The sequence below is a fragment of the Streptomyces sp. NPDC017095 genome, from assembly GCF_044332325.1.
Lineage (GTDB): Bacteria > Actinomycetota > Actinomycetes > Streptomycetales > Streptomycetaceae > Streptomyces.
Genome location: NZ_JBIROU010000012.1, coordinates 132433 through 148889, shown reverse-complemented (window position 1 = coordinate 148889; position 16457 = coordinate 132433). Strand labels below are relative to the sequence as shown.

Below are 16457 nucleotides of genomic sequence, written 5' to 3'. Positions count from 1 at the left end.
ACATAGGGGATTTGTCCGGCTTACCGTGGGCGCGTGGCGTGGTCCGCGTCCCGGCCGCTCGGCCTCCGCGCGTGTCGTCGTATCCGTCGCAGTGTGCCGTCTCCTGACGGGCCGACAGCGTCGGGCAAACATCGCTCTAGCGAAGATCGGCACCTTCCGGTCTGCCTGGCAAGGGCCGTGCCGTTCTACGAGGCGAGGTAGTGGACGAGCCCTTTGCGTCGCGTGTGAGGGCCTCCTGAGAATGGGCGCTCCGCGATCACCGAGTGAGGTTGACGTATGGGGCAGCACCGCAAGACCAAGCACTACCGGCGCATATTCATCACCGCCGCCGCCGTCGGCGCCGTGGGCGTACCCTCCGTCGCCCTGGCCTGTTCCGAGTGGCCGTCCGGCACCGGCGCGCAGCCGCAGGCCGCTGTGACGGGCACGCCCATGGCATGGGGACAGGTGGCGTACGGGGATCACTCGCGCAACGGACTCGACGCGGTCGCGGGGCAGACCGCCCGACCGGCGACTCCGTGGAGCACCGCTCCGGCCGCCCCCGCCCCGCCGGCCACGACGCCGAGCACTGAGCCGGGCGCGAAGAAGAGGCTTCCGGTGCAGCGGTCCCAGCAGGCTCATCGGGTCCCGGGGCCCCGGCACACCGCGGCGCCCGCCACTCCTCCGGCCACGCCCACCGCCGCCGCGCCCTCCACGCCCACCACCGCGGCGCCGGCGACCACGGCGGCGGCCACCACGGCGCCGGCCACCGCCGCGTCCCCGTCCGTGCCGCCCGCCGCGCCGAGCGCCCCGCAGTCCGCTGCGCCGAGCACCGGACAGCCCGCCGCCACGGCGTCCGCTGCCGCCGCCGATATCCTGCGGCTCGTCAACGCCGAGCGGAGCGGCGCCGGTTGCCGGCCGCTGACCCTGAACTCCACGCTGAGCAAGGCCGCGCAGGCCCACAGCGAGGACATGGCCGCCCACCGGAACATGTCGCACACCGGGTCCGACGGCTCCTCCCCGGGCGACCGCATCACCCGCGCCGGTTACACCTGGAGCAGCTACGGCGAGAACGTCGCCTACGGCTACACCACGGCGGAGCAGGTCATGGCGGGCTGGATGGCCAGCCCCGGCCACCGGGCCAACATCCTCGACTGCGGGTTCACGGAGCTCGGGGTCGGTCTCGCGCAGCCCGGCGGTTACTGGACCCAGGACTTCGGCACGGCCCGCTGACCGCCCCCGGCGGGCGGCCCGGACCGCCCGCCGGGAACCGCCGGTTCGGTGAGGGTGCGCAGCAGCAGCCAGCTCAGGACCGGCATCGGCACCAGCGGGGCCAGCGCGGTCCGCAGGGAGGTGGCGTCGGCGACCCGGCCGATGACCGGGCTCAGCAGTCCGCCGGCGCTGACGGTCAGACCGAGGGTGATCCCGTTGGCGGTGCCGACGTGTGCGGGCAGGTAGTCCTGGCCGAGCGTCACCTGGAGGGAGAACGGGACGTACAGGCCGGCGGAGGTCAGGGCCACGCACAGGTACAGCGCGGGGCCGGGGACGAACACGGCGCCCGCGACCGCCACGGCCGAGAGCAGGTACGCCCCGCGGCACACCGTCACCCGGTGCCAGCGGCCCGCCGGCCGCGCCGCCCAGCACGGAGCCGGCCGCGCCGCCCAGGTAGAGCACGAACGGGGCGGCCGTACCGGCCGCCGGGCCGCCGCCCGTGCGCTGTGCCGCGTACAGGGACAGGAAGCTGCTCAGGCCGGTGAACACGACCGAGCGGCACACCACGGCCAGCGACAGCCGCAGGAAGGACGCCCGGTCGTCGGGGCCGGCCGCGGGTTCGCGGGCGAGCAGGCGCCGCCGCTGCCCCGGCGCGCGCAGTACGGCGAGGCTCAGCGCGGCGCCGGCCAGCGCCGGCAGGGCCAGCAGCGGGGTCCGGTCCAGTCCCCCGGTGCCGACGACGGCCGCGACCAGGAACGGGGCCAGGGCGAAGCCGGCGTTGCCGCCGAACGAGAACCAGGCCATGGCGCGGTGACCGTCGCCGCCGGCCAGCCGGGGCCACCCGGGCGGACTCGGGATGGCAGGCGGCGACGCCCGTCCCGGACACCGCCACGCACAGCAGCGTCAGCGCGTACGACCCGGCGGTGCCGCTCAGCGCGATGCCCAGCCCGGCCAGGAGCGTGCCGGCCGGCAGCAGCCAGGAAACGGGACGGCGGTCGGTGAGCGCGCCGAACAGCGGTTGCGCCACCGAGGACAGCAGGGCGGCGGCGAGGACGACACCCGAGGCCGCGGCGTAGCCGAGGGCACACGCCGGGCAGCAGGCGCGGGTGACGGCCGGGCCCGGCCGCCGGTTCAGGACCGGGCGCCGAAGTCCTGGGTCCACCAGGGCCCGCCGGAGCCGTGGTGCACGCCGACGCCGATGTCCTGGAACGCGCAGTTGAGGATGTTGGCGCGGTGGCCGGGGCTGTGCATCCAGGAGTCCATCACCGCGCGCGGGTCCTGCTGGCCCCGGGCGATGTTCTCGCCGTACGTGGACCAGCGGTAGCCCGCCGCCGTGACGCGCTCGCCGGGGCCGGCGCCGTCGGGGTTGGTGTGGTCGAAGAAGTCGCGGGCGGCCATGTCGTCGGAGTGGCCCTGGGCGGCCGCCTCCAGTTGCGGGTCCTCGGTGACCGGGCCGCAACCGGCCGTGGCCCGCTCCTTGTTGACGAGCGCGACCACCTGGGCCACCGTGCCGGCGGGCGCCGGCCGCGACCGCGGGGTCGCCGGGGCGGCCCGGGGCGTGGTGGGCGCGGGGGCGGGCGGCTCGGCCTTCGGTGTGCCGCTCGTCCGCGCGGGGCGGGGACTGCGCGCGGGGCTCGGCTGCCTGGTGCGGGTGGGCGAGGGCGACGGGGACGCGGAGGCTGAGGGGGACGGCGATACCGAGGGCGAGGCCGGGGTGGTGGCGGCGCCGGTCGCGGCGAGGTCGGCGACGGGGGCGCCGGCGGTGGGCGCGGCGGCCGCGTCCCGGGTCTGCGGTCCGGTGCCGGTGCCGAGGTACCACAGGCCGCCGCCCGCGACGCAGGCCGCCACCACGGCGCCCGAGACGGCCCGGCGCCGGTTGCGCCGCCGGCGCCGCGCCTCGCCGCGTGCGGTCGTACGACGCCGGGAGGCGCGCAGGCCGACGGGGGCCGGCTGCTCCGTCTCGCCGGGCCGGCCGGACGGGGCGGCCGGGGTGGGCGAGGCGCCGCCGGCCGGGTCCGGGCCGGCGATGGCCGTATGGGCGGCCGGCTGGAGGCCGGCCACCGCGGACCGGGTCGTCGCGAGCAGGGCCGAGGACACCGCGACCAGCGCGAGCCCGGCGAGCAGGCCCTCCGCGGGCAGCAGCCCGTTCCACAGGCCGCCGCAGCGGGCGCAGTCGCGGGCGTGCCGGGCTATGCGCTTGCGCCACAGCGCGGAGGGCACCCCGTCCCAGGCGGCCAGCGCGGTGTGCAGGTCCGCGCAGGCGGGCCGGGTGCCGAGCGCCCGGACCACCACGCGGGCCGCCTCCAGCCGCGCCTTCATCCGCTGCACCCGTACCGCCGTGTGCTGCGGCGAGACACCGAGGGCCGTGGCGACCTCGGCGCGGGTCAGCTCACCGGCGCACTCCAGCCACCACAGCGAGAGCACCTCGCGGTCGTCCGGCTCCAGCCAGCGCGTGGCGTGCGCGGTCTCCTGCCGCTGGCCGGACAACTGGAGCCGGACGATGGTCAGATCCACGAAGTCGGCGCCCGGGTCGGCGACGTCGGCGGCCTCGTCCACGGCGTCCGGGGCGAGTCGCCGGTCCTGCCAGTGCGCCCGTACCCGGTTCATCGCGATGGCCACCAGCCAGGAGCGGAAGCTCTCCGGGTCGCGCAGGTCGCCGAGTGAGCCGAGGGCCCGGAGCATGGTCTCCTGGACCACGTCGTCGACGTCCACGGAACCGTTCAGGGCCCGCCCGACGATGTTGTAGACCAGCGGGAGGCAGGCGCCGACCAGGGCGTCCTGGGCCGCCGGGTCCCCCGCCCGGGCAGCGCTCACCAGTGCCGCCGTGTCCTGCGTGTGCCGTGTCCCCATCAGAGCTTCCCTGTCCTTCGACGCCCGACGTGCTGTCCGTTACCTGGGAGACCGCCCGGTGCGGCGCCGATAACAGTTCTTCGGAAAATCGTTCGAGGGGAGGCTCACAGGAGCGGCGGGACGGCCGCAAGGAGAGAGATCACAGCGGGCCGGGGCGGCTCATGCCCCGCCGGGCCGCCCGTCCTGCCGGTCGCTGAGTTCGTTGGCCCGGTCCACCTCGGCCATGTGCTCCTCGGCCCAGTCGCGTACGGCGGCGAGCACGGTGTCGAGCGACAGGCCGAGCGGGGTGAGCCGGTAGTGCACGCCGGGCGGCACGGAGGGCTCCACCCTGCGCGCGACCAGGCCGTCCCGGACCAGGGTCCGCAGGGTCACCGCGAGCATCTTGTGCGAGACGCCCGGCATCCGGCGCAGCAGTTCGGCGAAGCGCACCTCTCCCGGGGCCGCCTCCGCCAGCACCTTCACCGCCATCGACGTCCACTTCGTGCCGATCCGGTCCAGCAGCCGGCGGGTCGGGCACGCGGGGTCGAAGAGGTCGCCGCGCGCGGCGGGCGCGTCCTTGGCCTGGGAGGTCACCTGAAGCTCACCAACTGACGGGAAAGTGCGTTCTGTTGCACCCGACCCTAATTACCTAGCGTTCGGTTGTCACCATTCGTTACCCGAAGGATGCCCATGACTGTCACCTCCGTGCCCGGTGTGCGCCTGCGCCGGGTCACCGTCGGCGGGACCGCGCTCAACGTCGCCACGGCGGGCGCGGGCCCGGCCGTACTGCTGCTGCACGGCTTCCCGCACACCTGGCGGCTGTGGACCGAGGTCATCGGGCCGCTGGCCCGCCGCCACCGGGTGATCGCGCCGGACCTGCGGGGCTTCGGCGACAGCGACCGCCCGGCGGACGGCTACGACGCCGGGACGCTCGCCGCCGACGCCGCGGGCCTGCTGGAGGCGCTCGACGCCGGCCCGGCCGCCGTGGTCGGCATCGACCTCGGGGCGCCGCCCGCGTTCCTGCTGGCCATGCGGCGGCCCGCGCTGGTACGGCGGCTGGTGCTGATGGAATCGCTGCTGGGCGACCTGCCGGGCGCCGAGGAGTTCCTCGCGGCCGGGCCGCCGTGGTGGTTCGGGTTCCACGCCGCGTCCGGACTGGCGGAGTCCGTGCTCGTGGGGCACGAGGAGGCGTACGTCGACTGGTTCCTGCGCCAGGGCACGCTCGGCCGGGGCGTACGGCCGGACGTGCGCGCCGCGTTCGTCCGCGCCTACACCGGCGCCGAGGCGCTGCGCGCGGCGTTCGGCCCCTACCGGGCGCTGTCCGCCGGCGCCCGGCAGATCCGGGAGGCCGTGGCCGGCGCCCGGCTCACCGTGCCCGCCCTGACGGTCGGCGCCCATCCGGTGGGCCGCTCGCTGGAGCGCCAACTGCGGCCCCACGCCGACGAGCTGACCGGCCGGGTGATCCCGGACTGCGGTCACCTCGTCCCGCTGGACCGGCCGGAAGCCCTGCTGGCGCTGCTGGAGCCGTTCCTCGCGGCGGACGACGGCCGGCGGTGACACCGGGGTGACGGCGCGGGGGCACGGACGACGACGGCCGGCAGTGACGGCGCGGGGGCGCGGACGGCGGCCGGCGCCCGCCCGGGGCCCGCGCCTCGGGTCGGCGGCGTGGCGCGCGCCGGGACGGGCCGGTTCGCGGTGAGGATGGCGCCGGGCACGGTCCGGGCCGTCGTCGCGGCCGTCCGCGGGCGCGACGGTGTGCGCGGGGCGGCCGTGGGTGTCGGTCCGGGAGGCGGGTGTGCGGGTATGACGGTGAACCGTGTCGGTCTGGTCGTGCACGGCGGGCGCTCCGAGGCCGTGGCCGCCGCCCGGGAGGTGCGCGCCTGGTGCGCCGGGCACGGCGTGGCGTGCGCGGACATCGACGTGTGGCAGGAGGGCGCCCGGCGCAGCGCCCGCGAGGAGATGGACGGCGCGGGCGGTCCGGACCTCGTCGTCACCCTGGGCGGTGACGGCACGTTCCTGCGCGGTGCCCGGCTGGCGGCCGAGACCGACGCCCAGGTGCTTGGTGTCGACCTCGGCCGGGTCGGTTTCCTCACCGAGGTGCCCGCCGCGGCGGTGCGGGCCGCGCTGGACGCCGTACGGGAGGAGCGGATCGACGTCGAGAGCCGGATGCTGCTCACCCTGCGCGCCTCGTGCCGGCTGGAGGTGCCCGCGGGGATGGAGGCGCTGCTGCGGTACGGGCGCGGGCCGATGCTGCCGCCGCCCCGGGTGCGCGCGGAGTGCGAGACGGGCGGCGACTGGGGGGTCGCGCTGGACGTCACCGCGCTGAACGACGTGGTGGTGGAGAAGCTGGCCCGGGACCGGCAGGTGTCGGTCGGGGTGTATCTGGCGGGCCGGCTGCTGGCGAGCTACTCGGCCGACGCGCTGCTGGTGGCCACGCCCACGGGCTCGACGGCGTACAGCTTCGCCGCGGGCGGTCCGGTGGTCTCGCCGCGCGCGGAGGGCCTGGTGTTCACGCCGGTCGCGCCGCACATGGTGTTCAACCGCTCGGTGGTGGCCGCGCCGGACGAGCCCGTCGCGCTGCGGGTGCTGCCGCGCTCGGGGCGGGCCGCGGTCAGCATCGACGGCCAGTTGCGCGGGGTGCTGAACCCCGGGGACTGGATCGGCGTGTACGCCGCTCCGCGCCGGCTGCGGGTGGTGCGGCTCGGTCCCACGGACTTCTACGGACGGCTGCGGGAGCGGATGAACCTCACCGACGCGCCGGCCGCGCTCGCCGACGGCCAGGCCGCCCCGCTGTGGCCGGTGCGCACCCCGCCGCCGGCCGACCTGGCCCATCTGGCGCTGCCTGCGGTGCCCGGCGCCGCGCCCGGCCCTCCCGACGCCGCGCCCGGGAATGCCGGGACCCGCCGGTAATGCGGTGGAAATGGGCCCGCGCGGCCGTCGCCGGGCCGCGTCATGACCCGGATGGCCGTTCGAGCCCCGGGGCGCCGCGACCGCGTACGCGTGTCCTGTGGTCGTATATTCCATGGTGCGCTGGGGCCGTCGGACCGGCGTGGTCCCCGATCGCACCGGTGAACGGCCGGCAGGGCCGTACCTGTAGCGTGGGCAAGCCCACTGGAATAAGGAGATTGTGATGTCGTCCGTCGAGCTGAACACCAACTTCGGCCGGATCGTGCTGGAGCTGAACGACGCCGAGGCGCCCAAGACCGTCGAGAACTTCCTGTCGTATGTGCGCAGCGGTCACTACGACGGCACGGTTTTCCACCGGGTAATTAACGGCTTTATGGTCCAGGGCGGCGGTTTCACCACGGACATGCGGCAGAAGCCCACCCAGGCGCCGATCCAGAATGAGGCCGACAACGGTCTGAAGAACGACAACTACACCGTGGCGATGGCGCGGACGGGTGACCCGCACTCGGCGACGGCGCAGTTCTTCATCAACGTCTCGGACAACGCCTTCCTGAACTACTCGGCGAAGACCCCGAACGGCTGGGGCTACGCCGTGTTCGGCCGGGTCACCGAGGGCAAGGACGTCGTCGACGCCATCAAGGCCGTCAAGACGGGCAGCAAGCACGGCCACCAGGACGTGCCCACCGAGTCCGTGGTCATCGAGTCCGCCAAGGTCCTCGGCTGACGCACCCCGCCGGGCGGCACCGTCTCCACCGGTGCCGCCCCGCGTCCCCGCCGCCCCGCGGCTCCCGGCCCGCCGGCCCCGTGCCGCCCGGCCGGGGCGGGGTACGCGTGTCCGGGCTCAGACCGCCGTGCCGGGGCCGGGTACGAACCGCCGCAGCGCGGACTGGATGTCGGCCAGTACGGCCCGCTGCTGCGCCACCAGGTAGAAGTGGCCGCCGGGATACACGTGGAACTCGAACGGGCCGTCCGTCTCCTGTTCCCAGGTCCGGGCCTCGTCCAGGGTGACCCGCGGGTCGGCGTCGCCCGTCATGACGACGACGGGGCAGCCCGGACGCGGTCCGGGAGCGGCCCGGTAGGTCTCCACCGCCCGGTAGTCGGCCCGCAGCGCGGGCAGGATCATCCGCAGCACCTCCTCGTCCTGGAGCAGGGCGGAGTCCGTGCCGTCCAGCTTGGTGACCTCTTCGAGCAGCCGCGCGTCGTCGCCCTGGTGCACGGTCTCGGTCCGCTCGACGGACGGGCCCCGGCGGCCGGAGAGGAAAAGCGCCGACAGGGGCCGGCCGGCTTTCTCCAGGAGCCGGGCCAGTTCGAAGCCGACCAGGGCGCCCATGCTGTGCCCGAAGACCGCCAGGGGTGTCTCCTCCCGCTCGTCCAGCGCGTCGAACACGCCCTGCGCGAGGTCCTGGATGGAGTCCCGCGGCGGTTCCGCCAGGCGGTCCTGGCGGCCCGGGTACTGCACCGCGCGTACGTCGACCGCGGGCGACAGCGCCTTGGAGACCGGGAAGTAGAAGCTGGCGGAGCCGCCGGCGTGCGGCAGGCAGAGCAGCCGCGGCGCACCGGGCTCCGGCTGGTGGAAGTCGCGCAGCCACTTCTGGTGCTCCGCGCTGGACCGGTCGGCCATGGATCCCCCTCGATGGTGTGTGCCGAGTGCGAAAGGTGCTGCTGTGGAGCCTAGTTGACGTGGGCGGCGGCGGGGCGTGCGGACCGGTCCGGGCTCTGGTGGACAGCGGACATCCGGCGCCTTAGACTCTCGATCCAGAAGTGGACGGACTGTCGATTCCCGTCTGGGGAGGGGCCATGGACCGGGTGGCGCACGGCAGGGCCGTGGACGGCGCGGAGGGCGACGCCGCGGACGAGCACCTCATCCGGGAGGTGGAGAAGATCGCCGTCGCGCTGGGCCGCATGTTCCCGGGCCTGTGCGAGGTCGTGCTGCACGACCTGCGCGACCCCGGGCACGCCGTCCGGGTGATCGAGAACAACCTGTCGGGCCGTCAGGTCGGCGACTCCGCGACCGAGTTGGGACTCGCGCGCATCGCCGACCCGGAGTACCCGAGCGTCATCCAGAACTACCCCAACCGGTTTCCCGACGGCCGCCCGGCCAAGAGCACGTCCATCGGCATCAGGAACGCGGCCGGCGAGTACGTCGCGGCGCTGTGCCTGAACCTCGACGTGTCCGTCCTGTCCCCGGTCACCCTGGCCCTGTCGAACCTCGTCGCCACGGACCGTGAGCACCACGGCCGGCCCCTGGAGACCCTGCGCGACCGCACCGCGCGCGAGCTGCGCGAGGTGGTGGAGAGCCACGCCGCCGAGCGCGCCGCCACGCCCCGCTCGCTGAGCCGGGAGGAGAAGCGGGCGCTCGTGCGCCGGTTGCAGCGCGACGGCTACTTCGCCTCGCGCGACGCCGCCCAGACCATCGCGGACCTGCTCGGCGTGTCCCGGGCGACGGTCTACAACTACGCCAAGTGAAGGGCCGTCCGACCTTGAGCACCGACTCCCCCGCCGTCCGGACCCTGGCCGATCCCGACACGCCGTTCGCCGTCGTGGACGCGGACCGGGCGCGGCGCAACATCGCGCGGCTGCGGGCGCGGGCGGACCGCCTCGGCGTCTCCTTGCGCCCGCATGTGAAGACGGCCAAGAGCCTCGACCTCGCCGCCCTGCTGCACGGCGGCGCCCCCGGTCCGGTCACCGTCTCCACCCTCGCCGAGGCCGAGGCGTTCGCCGGCGCCGGATACGACGACATCACCTACGCCGTCGGCATCGAACCGCGCAAACTGCCGCGCGTGGTGGCCCTGTTGCGCCGCGGGGTCACCCTGCGCGTGCTGCTGGACAGCATCGAGCAGGCGGCGTTCGTCGCCGAGGCCGCGCGCGCGGCCGGTGTCGCCGTGCCCGCCCAGATCGAGATCGACTGCGACGGCCACCGCGGGGGCCTGCGGCCCGACGCCCCGGAGCTGCCCGCCCTCGGCCGTGTCCTGCACGACGCGGGCTGCCTGGACGGCGTACTGACCCACGCGGGCGCGTCGTACGCCGCCTACACCGCCGGGGAACGGCGCGAGGCGGCGCGCGACGAACGCGACGCGGCGGTCGCCGCGGCCGGCCGACTGCGCGCGGCCGGCCTGCCCGTGGCCACGGTCAGCGTCGGCTCCACGCCCACCGCGCACGCCGCCGACGACCTCACCGGGGTCACCGAACTGCGCGCCGGCACCTATGTCTTCTTCGACCTGGTGATGGCCGGCCTCGGCGTCTGCGCCCTGTCCGACCTCGCCCTGTCGGTGGTGGTCACCGTCATCGGCCATCGCCCGGAACACGGGTGGATCCTCACCGACGGCGGCTGGATGGCCATGTCCCGCGACCGCGGCACCGCCGCCCAGCCGCAGGACCAGGGCTACGGCCTGGTCACCGACCTGTCCGGCACCCTGGTCCCGGGTCTGGTCATGACCGCCGCCAGCCAGGAGCACGGCACGCTCACCGCCCGGGACGGCGCCGCCCTGCCCGAGCTGCCCATCGGCACCCGGCTGCGGGTCCTGCCCAACCACGCCTGCGCCACCGCCGCCCAGCACCACGGCTACCACGTCGTCGACAACGCCCGCGCCACGGCGTCCGCGCCCGCGATCGAGGCGTACTGGCCCCGCGTCCTCGGCTGGTGACCGCGCCGCTCCCCCGTCCCGTCCCCTCGCCCGAAGGACAGTCCATGGCCACCGCACCGCCCGTCACGTTCGCCGATGTCCAGGAGGCCGCCGCCCGCCTCCAGGGCGTCGCCCGCCGCACTCCCGTCCTCACCTCCCGCACGCTGGACTCCCTGGTGGGAGCGGAGGTGTTCATCAAGGCCGAGAACTTCCAGCGGGTCGGTGCCTTCAAGTTCCGCGGCGCCTACAACGCCGCCGCCCAGCTCCCGCCGGACCGGCTCGCGCAGGGCATCGCCGCCTACTCCTCCGGCAACCACGCCCAGGCCACCGCGCTGGCCGCCCGCGAACTGGGCACCACCGCCGTCATCCTGATGCCCGAGGACGCCCCCCGCTCCAAGCTGGCGGCGACCGCCGGATACGGCGCGGAGGTCGTCACCTACGACCGCTACACCGAGGACCGCATCGCGCTCGGCCATGCCCTGGCCGAAGAGCGCGGCCTGACCCTGATCCCGCCCTACGACCACCCGGACGTCATCGCCGGCCAGGGCACCGCCGCCCTGGAACTCCTGGAGGAGACCGGCCCGCTGGACGCCCTCCTGGTGCCCGTGGGAGGCGGCGGACTGATCGCCGGAAGCGCCATCGCCGCCACCGCGCTGCACCCCGGCATCCGGGTCGTCGGGGTCGAACCGGAGGCGGGTGACGACACCAAGCGCTCCCTGGAAGCCGGTGCGCGCGTCACCATCCCGGTACCCCGCACCATCGCGGACGGGCAGGCCCCGGACACGCCCGGCGAACTCACCTTCCCCGTCATCCAGCGGCTGGTCGACTCCATAGCCCTGGTCAGCGACGCGGAGATCGTCACCGCGATGCGTTTCGCCTTCGAACGGCTCAAGATCGTCCTGGAGCCGAGCGGTGCCACGCCGCTGGCCGCGCTGCTGGCCGGACGCGTCGCCCGGCCGCCGCGGCGGATCGGCCTCATCGCGTCCGGCGGCAACATCGACACCGCCCGCTTCGCCGCCCTCGTCAGCGGCTGACCCGGCCCACCGGACCCCGGCCGGCCACGCCGTCCCGCCGTCACGCGGTGCGGGACGCCCTGGGCGCGGGGGGCGGGGCCGGGGCGGGTGCGGTACCCGGGCACGGGGCCGGTCGGGTCGTACGGCGCGGCGGGCTGCCGCGCCGTCGGGGAGCGGGGTTACTGGCGGGCGTCCCAGTTGCCGGAGACGGGGAGGTCTCCGGTGGTGCCCCAGCCGACCTTGACGAGGGTGCCGTCGTCCTTGCGCAGGTGGAACTCGTGCGTGGACGGGCGGTATATGCCGACGTTGTCCGGGCCCGGGTCCACGACGTCGTCCACCACGCTGTTGTTGCGGACCGGCTTGAAGGTGCCGTAACCGGAGAAGTACGGGTAGGGGATGGTCCGGTGGTGCACGCCGGTGCCGGTGAACTCGTAGCCGCTGTACGAGGTGTGGGCGGAGTCGGTCCAGCCGTCGAAGAGGACGATGTGGCCGGAGGCGCCGGCCGCGTCGTTGAGCAGCGCGTCACCCGGCTTCAGGTCCTCCTTGCCGATCCAGGAGGCGACACCGCTGGGGACGAAGCTGGTGGTGTCGAGCCCGGGGGTGTCGAGGTCCCAGGCCATGGACACGTAACCGGAGCAGTCCTGGCGGTAGCCCTGGTAGGTCTTCGTCCAGCTGTAGTCGAGTCCGAGGCCGACCCAGGACGCCGCCCGGTCGATGACCTCGGCGCGGGTGAGGGCGGGCGCGGCGGCGAACCGGGCGGTCAGCGCGGAACGGCGTTGCCCGGCACCGCCCTTGTCCTTCGCGGGGACGGCGGCCGACGGGGCGTCGCCCGGCGCGGCCAGCGCCGGTCTGGTGGCGGCGATGCCGACGGTCAGCGTGGCGGCGGCCGCGACCAGCGCGCGGTGCAGGACACGTGTGGTGGACATGAGTGGTTCCCCCATGAATGTGGGCAGTCATGCGCGCTCGGTGCGTTCTCCGAGGGGGTGGTGCGGATGTGACGCCTGGTCACGACGAGCATCATGCAGGCGTCGCTCGAACAGAGTCAGTGTTTATTGAAACCACACGATCACCGACGTGGCCGGTTCAATGCGGGGCACACGGGAACATCATGACCATCTGTCATGACAAAACTGGGCGACTCGCCAGAAATGCGTCGGGAATCAGCCACCTTCAGCTGGCCCGAATGCGCAAGATGCTTTCACTGCGGTGAAAGCGGAAGGCAGCTGCCCCGCGTGTCGCGCGGGGCACGCGATAATGCCCGGACGGCAGGTGGCGTCGAGAGGTGAGCGACCGTGAGTGAGACCGAAGGGCAGCGGCTGGCCGCCCGCCTCGAATACCTCTTCGCGCACGTACAGCCGCTCGGCAGGCGCCACACCCTCCAGGAGGTGGTCGACGGCATCAAGGCGGACGAGGAACCGGGCGGCACCTCCCTGTCGGTGGGCCGGCTGTCGATGCTGATGAACGGCAAGGCGCCCAACCCCACCATCGGCACACTGCGCGCGCTCGCCGCCTTCTTCGGCGTACCGGTCGGCTACTTCGTGGACGACGCCGTCGCCGACCAGACCACGGCCCGGCTCGCCCTGATCACCGCGATGCGCAACAACGACGTCAAGGCCGTCGCCCTGCGCGCGGCGGCCGTCGCCACGCTCTCCGCGCGCGGACTCGACGTGGTCCGCGGCCTGGTCGAACAGGCGGCCGAACAGCCACCCGGGCGTCGCGGGCCGGAGGCCTAGAATCGCCTCTCACGAGGCTGTGACCGCGGGCCGGACGCATCGTCTGCGGTCGGGGGAGAGAGACCGTGCAGGACGGTGACCGGCAGCAGGGTCAGTTCGCGTGCGGTCGGCCGTCCCGGACCCAGGTCACCAGGACCAGCGCCGCGGTGACGTACATCAGGACGCTGAAGGTGGCCACGGACTCGACGTACTGCTCATAGCCGTCCGCGCGCAGCCGGAGCGCGAGGGAACCGAGTGCGGTGCCCAGCGCCGCGGTGCCGGCGGCCATGGCGATGAACGGGGCCTTCGTCATGGGTACTTCCTCCAAGCCACGAGACGATTGATCGACACCGAGACTATCTCCCGCCCGGCGGTATGCGGTGCGTCGGCCGGACCGTGGCCGGTTCAGTGCGCGGCGTCGCCGGCCGGGTCTGCCGCGAGTCCCAGTTCGCCGTCGCCGAGCGGTGCGAAGAAGCGTGCCACGTCGGCGTCGGTGACCTCGGCGAGGGTCGCGGGCGACCAGCGCGGACGGCGGTCCTTGTCGACGAGCTGGGCCCGTACGCCCTCGACCAGGTCGGGGCTGGACAGGGCGGCGAGGGAGACGCGGTACTCCTGGTCGAGGACCCGCTCCAGCGAGCCGAGGCGCCGGGCGCGGCGGAGTGCGGCCAGGGTGACCTTCAGCGCGGTGGGCGACCGGGCGAGGAGGGTCTCGGCCGCCTCCTTCGCGTCCGGGTCGCCGTGGGCGAACAGCCGCTCGACGATCTCCTCGGCCGTGCCGGCCGGGTAGCAGCTGTCGATCCAGTCGCGCTGCCCGGCCAGCCGCCCGGCCGGCGGCGGCTGGACGTGCCGGGCCAGGGCGTCCGCCACGGGGACGGCGGCGAGGTCGGCGGCGAAGGCGCCGAGGGACGCGGCCGGGACGTAGTGGTCGGCGAGCCCGCACAGCAGGGCGTCGCCGGCGCCGATCTCCATGCCCGTCAGCGCGAGGTGGGTGCCCAGTTCGCCGGGGGCGCGGCCGAGGAGATGGGTGCCGCCGACGTCGGGGACGAAGCCGATGCCGGTCTCGGGCATGGCGATCCGCGACCGCTCCGTGACGACGCGGACGCCACCGTGCGCGGAGACGCCGACCCCGCCGCCCATGACGATGCCGTCCATCACGGCGACGTACGGCTTCGGGTAGCGGGCGATACGGGCGTTGAGGTGGTACTCGTCGCGCCAGAACGCGGCGGAGGCGGTGCCGTCGCCGTCGCGGGCGTCGTCGTGGACGGCGCGGATGTCGCCGCCCGCGCACAGCCCGCGCTCCCCCGCGCCGGTGATGACGACGGTCTCCACGGCCGGGTCGTGTTCCCAGGCGGTCAGGGCCTCGGTGATCCGGCGGACCATGCCGTGGTTCAGGGCGTTGAGCGCCCTGGGCCGGTTGAGCGTGAGGTACGCGGCCCGTCCCTCGGTGCGTGCCAGGACGGGTTCGGCCGTGTGGGGCGGGGCCGTCCGCGCGCCGCCGGTCATCCGCACCCCTCGGTCAGGCCACGGGCCACGATGTCACGCATGATCTGGTCGCTTCCTTCCGGATCGGGCACCACGGGTCGCCGACGATCTTCTCGTGCGCCGCCCGCCGAGGCGACGGCGACCCCCTCTCCGCGGGTCCCCGTCCGGCGGGGCCGGACGGGGAGGGGCTCCTCACACCCACCACCACGCGGGCACCACCCGCCCGGCCCCGCCCGGGTTCGCGCTCGACGCCACCCGAGTCCGCGCCCGGTGCCACCTGGGCCCGCGCCCCTTGCCGTCAGCTCCAGGGCCAGGCCGTGTCCTGGTTCAGCGTGCCCACGGCCAGGCCGCCCGCGCAGGCGATGACCCACGCCGCCGAGGACCACCGTGCGTGCATGCGGCTCACCGCCGCGCCCGCCTGCGTGGGCAGCAGGCAGCCGCACAGCAGCAGCGCCATCAGGTCGTCCGGTCCGGCGTCCTGGTTCCCGGTCAGTGCGCCGCCGGCGGCCACCGCCATCGCGGCGAGGATCAGGTCGCGCAGGTCCACCTGGCCGAGCGAGGGCAGGTCCGCGCCGCGACCCCGGCGGACCGTGTAGAGGACCAGGGCGGTCACCTCGGCGGCAACGGCGAAGAGAGCCACCCACATGCGTTGTTCTCCTGGGGCTTGCTCACCGGCCTGGCGGTTTCGGCACGACGGCGCGGTCAGGCCGGAAATGATCTCCGGACAGCCCGAATAAGAACATATATTGTTCGATCTTGGCCAATTCTTGGTGATTCAGCCCTCGGTAGGACGCAGGACCAAGGAGACGAAGCCGAAGACGTCCCGGTAGCCGCGCAGCCATTCGGTGCGGTGGACCGTGGCCGTCTCCAGCGCCCGGGCGCTGTCCGGATGGGCGGGGCGGTCCAGCGCCCAGGAGGCCAGCGATCCCGTCCAGGCCCACTCGTACGCGTCCAGTTCCTCGCGCGTGCTGACGTGCGCGTGCACGGGCGTCCAGCCGTCCGCGACGATCCGGTCCACCGTGACCGGCAGGTCGTCGAGGTCACCGAGCAGGTCGACGGCCTCGGCGGAGGGCTCGCCGTCCCAGAACCCCTCGCCCACCAGGACGCGGCCGCCCGGTGCCAGATGCCGGCGCGCCGCCGCTAGAGCGGGCAGGAGGCCGCCGAACGCGTGCGTGGCCCCGACACAGAGCACGAGGTCGAAGGCGTGCGGGGCGGTGAACGTCGCCGCGTCCTGCCGGTGCAGTTCCAGACGGTCGTCCACGCCGAGCCGGCGCGCGGCCCGGTGCGCGTCGTCCAGCGCGCGCCCGGAGACGTCGACGCCCTCGGCGCGCAGCCCCGGCCAGGCGGTCAGGGCGCGCAGCAGCCACTCCCCGCCGCCGCAGCCGAGGTCGAGCACGCGTCCGGCACCCCGCGGCAGCCCCCGCTCCAGCAGCCGGCGCACCGCGTCGTCGTCGAGCGGCGCCGCTATCGGATGGTCCGCGTGCGCGTGCCGGGAGATCTCGTCGTGGTCCACCGCCGGAGCCTGACACAGCCGCCGGCGCCCACGCATCCGAATAAGCCGACGCATCCGAACAAGGCGACGCATCCGAACAAGGCGCGCGCTCCCGCGCGGTGCGGCGGAGCCCGGACCCGACACCGGCCGGCGGGCGGCGGGCGGCGGGCGGCGGGCGGCGGTCGGCGGGCGGCGGGCGGCGGCCACTCGA

The 16457-nt window shown here is 74.8% G+C and carries 16 protein-coding genes and 1 pseudogene; 8 read left to right on the top strand and 9 right to left on the bottom strand.

Going from position 1 to position 16457, the window contains the following annotated elements; translation table 11 throughout:
* The first annotated feature begins 276 nt into the window (after positions 1 to 276).
* Positions 277 to 1209 carry a CAP domain-containing protein gene (locus tag ACH4OA_RS24065; protein WP_397970754.1) on the top strand — a complete coding sequence of 311 codons (933 nt, stop codon included), beginning with the start codon at positions 277 to 279 and terminating at the stop codon, positions 1207 to 1209.
* On the opposite strand, the pseudogene ACH4OA_RS24060 reads toward ACH4OA_RS24065, so the two are convergent.
* The 3 genes and pseudogenes from ACH4OA_RS24060 to ACH4OA_RS24050 all read right to left on the bottom strand — a co-directional run bounded on the left by ACH4OA_RS24060 (position 1176) and on the right by ACH4OA_RS24050 (position 4611).
* Positions 1176 to 2323: pseudogene (locus ACH4OA_RS24060) on the bottom strand (MFS transporter). The gene ACH4OA_RS24065 and the pseudogene ACH4OA_RS24060 overlap by 34 nt on opposite strands.
* Positions 2320 to 4038 (bottom strand): sigma-70 family RNA polymerase sigma factor, encoded by a 1719-nt coding sequence (locus ACH4OA_RS24055; RefSeq protein ID WP_397970751.1) that lies wholly within the window; start codon positions 4036 to 4038, stop codon positions 2320 to 2322. The pseudogene ACH4OA_RS24060 and the gene ACH4OA_RS24055 overlap by 4 nt, the downstream one beginning before the upstream one ends.
* Before the next feature lie 159 nt (positions 4039 to 4197).
* Positions 4198 to 4611: a helix-turn-helix domain-containing protein gene (locus ACH4OA_RS24050; protein ID WP_365883131.1), complete on the bottom strand. Its 414-nt coding sequence runs from the start codon at positions 4609 to 4611 to the stop codon at positions 4198 to 4200.
* Positions 4612 to 4707: 96 nt separating this feature from the next.
* Here ACH4OA_RS24050 and ACH4OA_RS24045 point away from each other — a divergent pair, with 96 nt between their 5' ends.
* The 3 genes from ACH4OA_RS24045 (at position 4708) to ACH4OA_RS24035 (ending at position 7648) form a co-directional block, all read left to right on the top strand.
* The gene (locus ACH4OA_RS24045) at positions 4708 to 5574 is read left to right on the top strand and encodes an alpha/beta fold hydrolase (RefSeq protein WP_397937382.1); all 867 of its coding nucleotides are present in this window, start codon (positions 4708 to 4710) and stop codon (positions 5572 to 5574) included.
* A 246-nt stretch (positions 5575 to 5820) separates the two neighbouring features.
* Positions 5821 to 6927: an NAD(+)/NADH kinase gene (locus ACH4OA_RS24040; RefSeq protein WP_397937381.1), complete on the top strand. Its 1107-nt coding sequence runs from the start codon at positions 5821 to 5823 to the stop codon at positions 6925 to 6927.
* Between the two features lie 220 nt (positions 6928 to 7147).
* Positions 7148 to 7648, top strand: a complete 501-nt coding sequence (locus tag ACH4OA_RS24035) for a peptidylprolyl isomerase (RefSeq protein ID WP_397937379.1) — start codon at positions 7148 to 7150, stop codon at positions 7646 to 7648.
* Positions 7649 to 7765: 117 nt separating this feature from the next.
* Here ACH4OA_RS24035 and ACH4OA_RS24030 read toward each other — a convergent pair whose 3' ends face one another.
* Positions 7766 to 8545 carry an alpha/beta fold hydrolase gene (locus ACH4OA_RS24030; protein ID WP_365883135.1) on the bottom strand — a complete coding sequence of 260 codons (780 nt, stop codon included), beginning with the start codon at positions 8543 to 8545 and terminating at the stop codon, positions 7766 to 7768.
* 176 nt (positions 8546 to 8721) lie between these two features.
* Here ACH4OA_RS24030 and ACH4OA_RS24025 point away from each other — a divergent pair, with 176 nt between their 5' ends.
* Genes ACH4OA_RS24025 through ACH4OA_RS24015 form a run of 3 tightly spaced genes read left to right on the top strand, consistent with a single transcriptional unit; the run spans position 8722 to position 11581 of the window.
* Positions 8722 to 9390, top strand: a complete 669-nt coding sequence (locus ACH4OA_RS24025; protein ID WP_365883136.1) for a PAS domain-containing protein — start codon at positions 8722 to 8724, stop codon at positions 9388 to 9390.
* A 14-nt stretch (positions 9391 to 9404) separates the two neighbouring features.
* The gene (locus ACH4OA_RS24020) at positions 9405 to 10568 is read left to right on the top strand and encodes an alanine racemase (protein ID WP_397970748.1); all 1164 of its coding nucleotides are present in this window, start codon (positions 9405 to 9407) and stop codon (positions 10566 to 10568) included.
* Between the two features lie 44 nt (positions 10569 to 10612).
* Positions 10613 to 11581 carry a threo-3-hydroxy-L-aspartate ammonia-lyase gene (locus ACH4OA_RS24015; protein WP_397970745.1) on the top strand — a complete coding sequence of 323 codons (969 nt, stop codon included), beginning with the start codon at positions 10613 to 10615 and terminating at the stop codon, positions 11579 to 11581.
* Between the two features lie 158 nt (positions 11582 to 11739).
* Here the strand turns inward: ACH4OA_RS24015 and ACH4OA_RS24010 are convergent, their stop codons facing one another.
* Complete coding sequence (locus ACH4OA_RS24010; protein WP_397970743.1) at positions 11740 to 12486, bottom strand: hypothetical protein; 747 nt, start codon at positions 12484 to 12486, stop codon at positions 11740 to 11742.
* A gap of 366 nt (positions 12487 to 12852) precedes the next feature.
* Here ACH4OA_RS24010 and ACH4OA_RS24005 point away from each other — a divergent pair, with 366 nt between their 5' ends.
* Positions 12853 to 13293: a hypothetical protein gene (locus tag ACH4OA_RS24005; RefSeq protein WP_397947538.1), complete on the top strand. Its 441-nt coding sequence runs from the start codon at positions 12853 to 12855 to the stop codon at positions 13291 to 13293.
* Positions 13294 to 13384: 91 nt separating this feature from the next.
* Here ACH4OA_RS24005 and ACH4OA_RS24000 read toward each other — a convergent pair whose 3' ends face one another.
* From ACH4OA_RS24000 to ACH4OA_RS23985, 4 genes are all read right to left on the bottom strand, one after another.
* Complete coding sequence (locus ACH4OA_RS24000; RefSeq protein ID WP_397970740.1) at positions 13385 to 13585, bottom strand: SCO3870 family protein; 201 nt, start codon at positions 13583 to 13585, stop codon at positions 13385 to 13387.
* 92 nt (positions 13586 to 13677) lie between these two features.
* Positions 13678 to 14775: an enoyl-CoA hydratase/isomerase family protein gene (locus ACH4OA_RS23995; RefSeq protein ID WP_397970737.1), complete on the bottom strand. Its 1098-nt coding sequence runs from the start codon at positions 14773 to 14775 to the stop codon at positions 13678 to 13680.
* 277 nt (positions 14776 to 15052) lie between these two features.
* On the bottom strand, positions 15053 to 15400 hold the full coding sequence (locus tag ACH4OA_RS23990) for a hypothetical protein (protein WP_397970734.1): 348 nt from the start codon (positions 15398 to 15400) through the stop codon (positions 15053 to 15055).
* Positions 15401 to 15529: 129 nt separating this feature from the next.
* Positions 15530 to 16267 (bottom strand): SAM-dependent methyltransferase, encoded by a 738-nt coding sequence (locus ACH4OA_RS23985; protein WP_397947542.1) that lies wholly within the window; start codon positions 16265 to 16267, stop codon positions 15530 to 15532.
* Positions 16268 to 16457: the final 190 nt, after the last annotated feature.

Excerpts from the sequence above, each read along its gene's own strand:
- ACH4OA_RS24065 (WP_397970754.1), top strand. The coding sequence starts at position 277 with ATGGGGCAGCACCGCAAGACCAAGCACTACCGGCGCATATTCATCACC.
- ACH4OA_RS24055 (WP_397970751.1), bottom strand. The coding sequence starts at position 4,038 with ATGGGGACACGGCACACGCAGGACACGGCGGCACTGGTGAGCGCTGCC.
- ACH4OA_RS24045 (WP_397937382.1), top strand. The coding sequence starts at position 4,708 with ATGACTGTCACCTCCGTGCCCGGTGTGCGCCTGCGCCGGGTCACCGTC.
- ACH4OA_RS24040 (WP_397937381.1), top strand. The coding sequence starts at position 5,821 with ATGACGGTGAACCGTGTCGGTCTGGTCGTGCACGGCGGGCGCTCCGAG.
- ACH4OA_RS24035 (WP_397937379.1), top strand. The coding sequence starts at position 7,148 with ATGTCGTCCGTCGAGCTGAACACCAACTTCGGCCGGATCGTGCTGGAG.
- ACH4OA_RS24030 (WP_365883135.1), bottom strand. The coding sequence starts at position 8,545 with ATGGCCGACCGGTCCAGCGCGGAGCACCAGAAGTGGCTGCGCGACTTC.
- ACH4OA_RS24025 (WP_365883136.1), top strand. The coding sequence starts at position 8,722 with ATGGACCGGGTGGCGCACGGCAGGGCCGTGGACGGCGCGGAGGGCGAC.
- ACH4OA_RS24015 (WP_397970745.1), top strand. The coding sequence starts at position 10,613 with ATGGCCACCGCACCGCCCGTCACGTTCGCCGATGTCCAGGAGGCCGCC.
- ACH4OA_RS24010 (WP_397970743.1), bottom strand. The coding sequence starts at position 12,486 with ATGTCCACCACACGTGTCCTGCACCGCGCGCTGGTCGCGGCCGCCGCC.
- ACH4OA_RS24000 (WP_397970740.1), bottom strand. The coding sequence starts at position 13,585 with ATGACGAAGGCCCCGTTCATCGCCATGGCCGCCGGCACCGCGGCGCTG.
- ACH4OA_RS23995 (WP_397970737.1), bottom strand. The coding sequence starts at position 14,775 with ATGACCGGCGGCGCGCGGACGGCCCCGCCCCACACGGCCGAACCCGTC.
- ACH4OA_RS23990 (WP_397970734.1), bottom strand. The coding sequence starts at position 15,400 with ATGTGGGTGGCTCTCTTCGCCGTTGCCGCCGAGGTGACCGCCCTGGTC.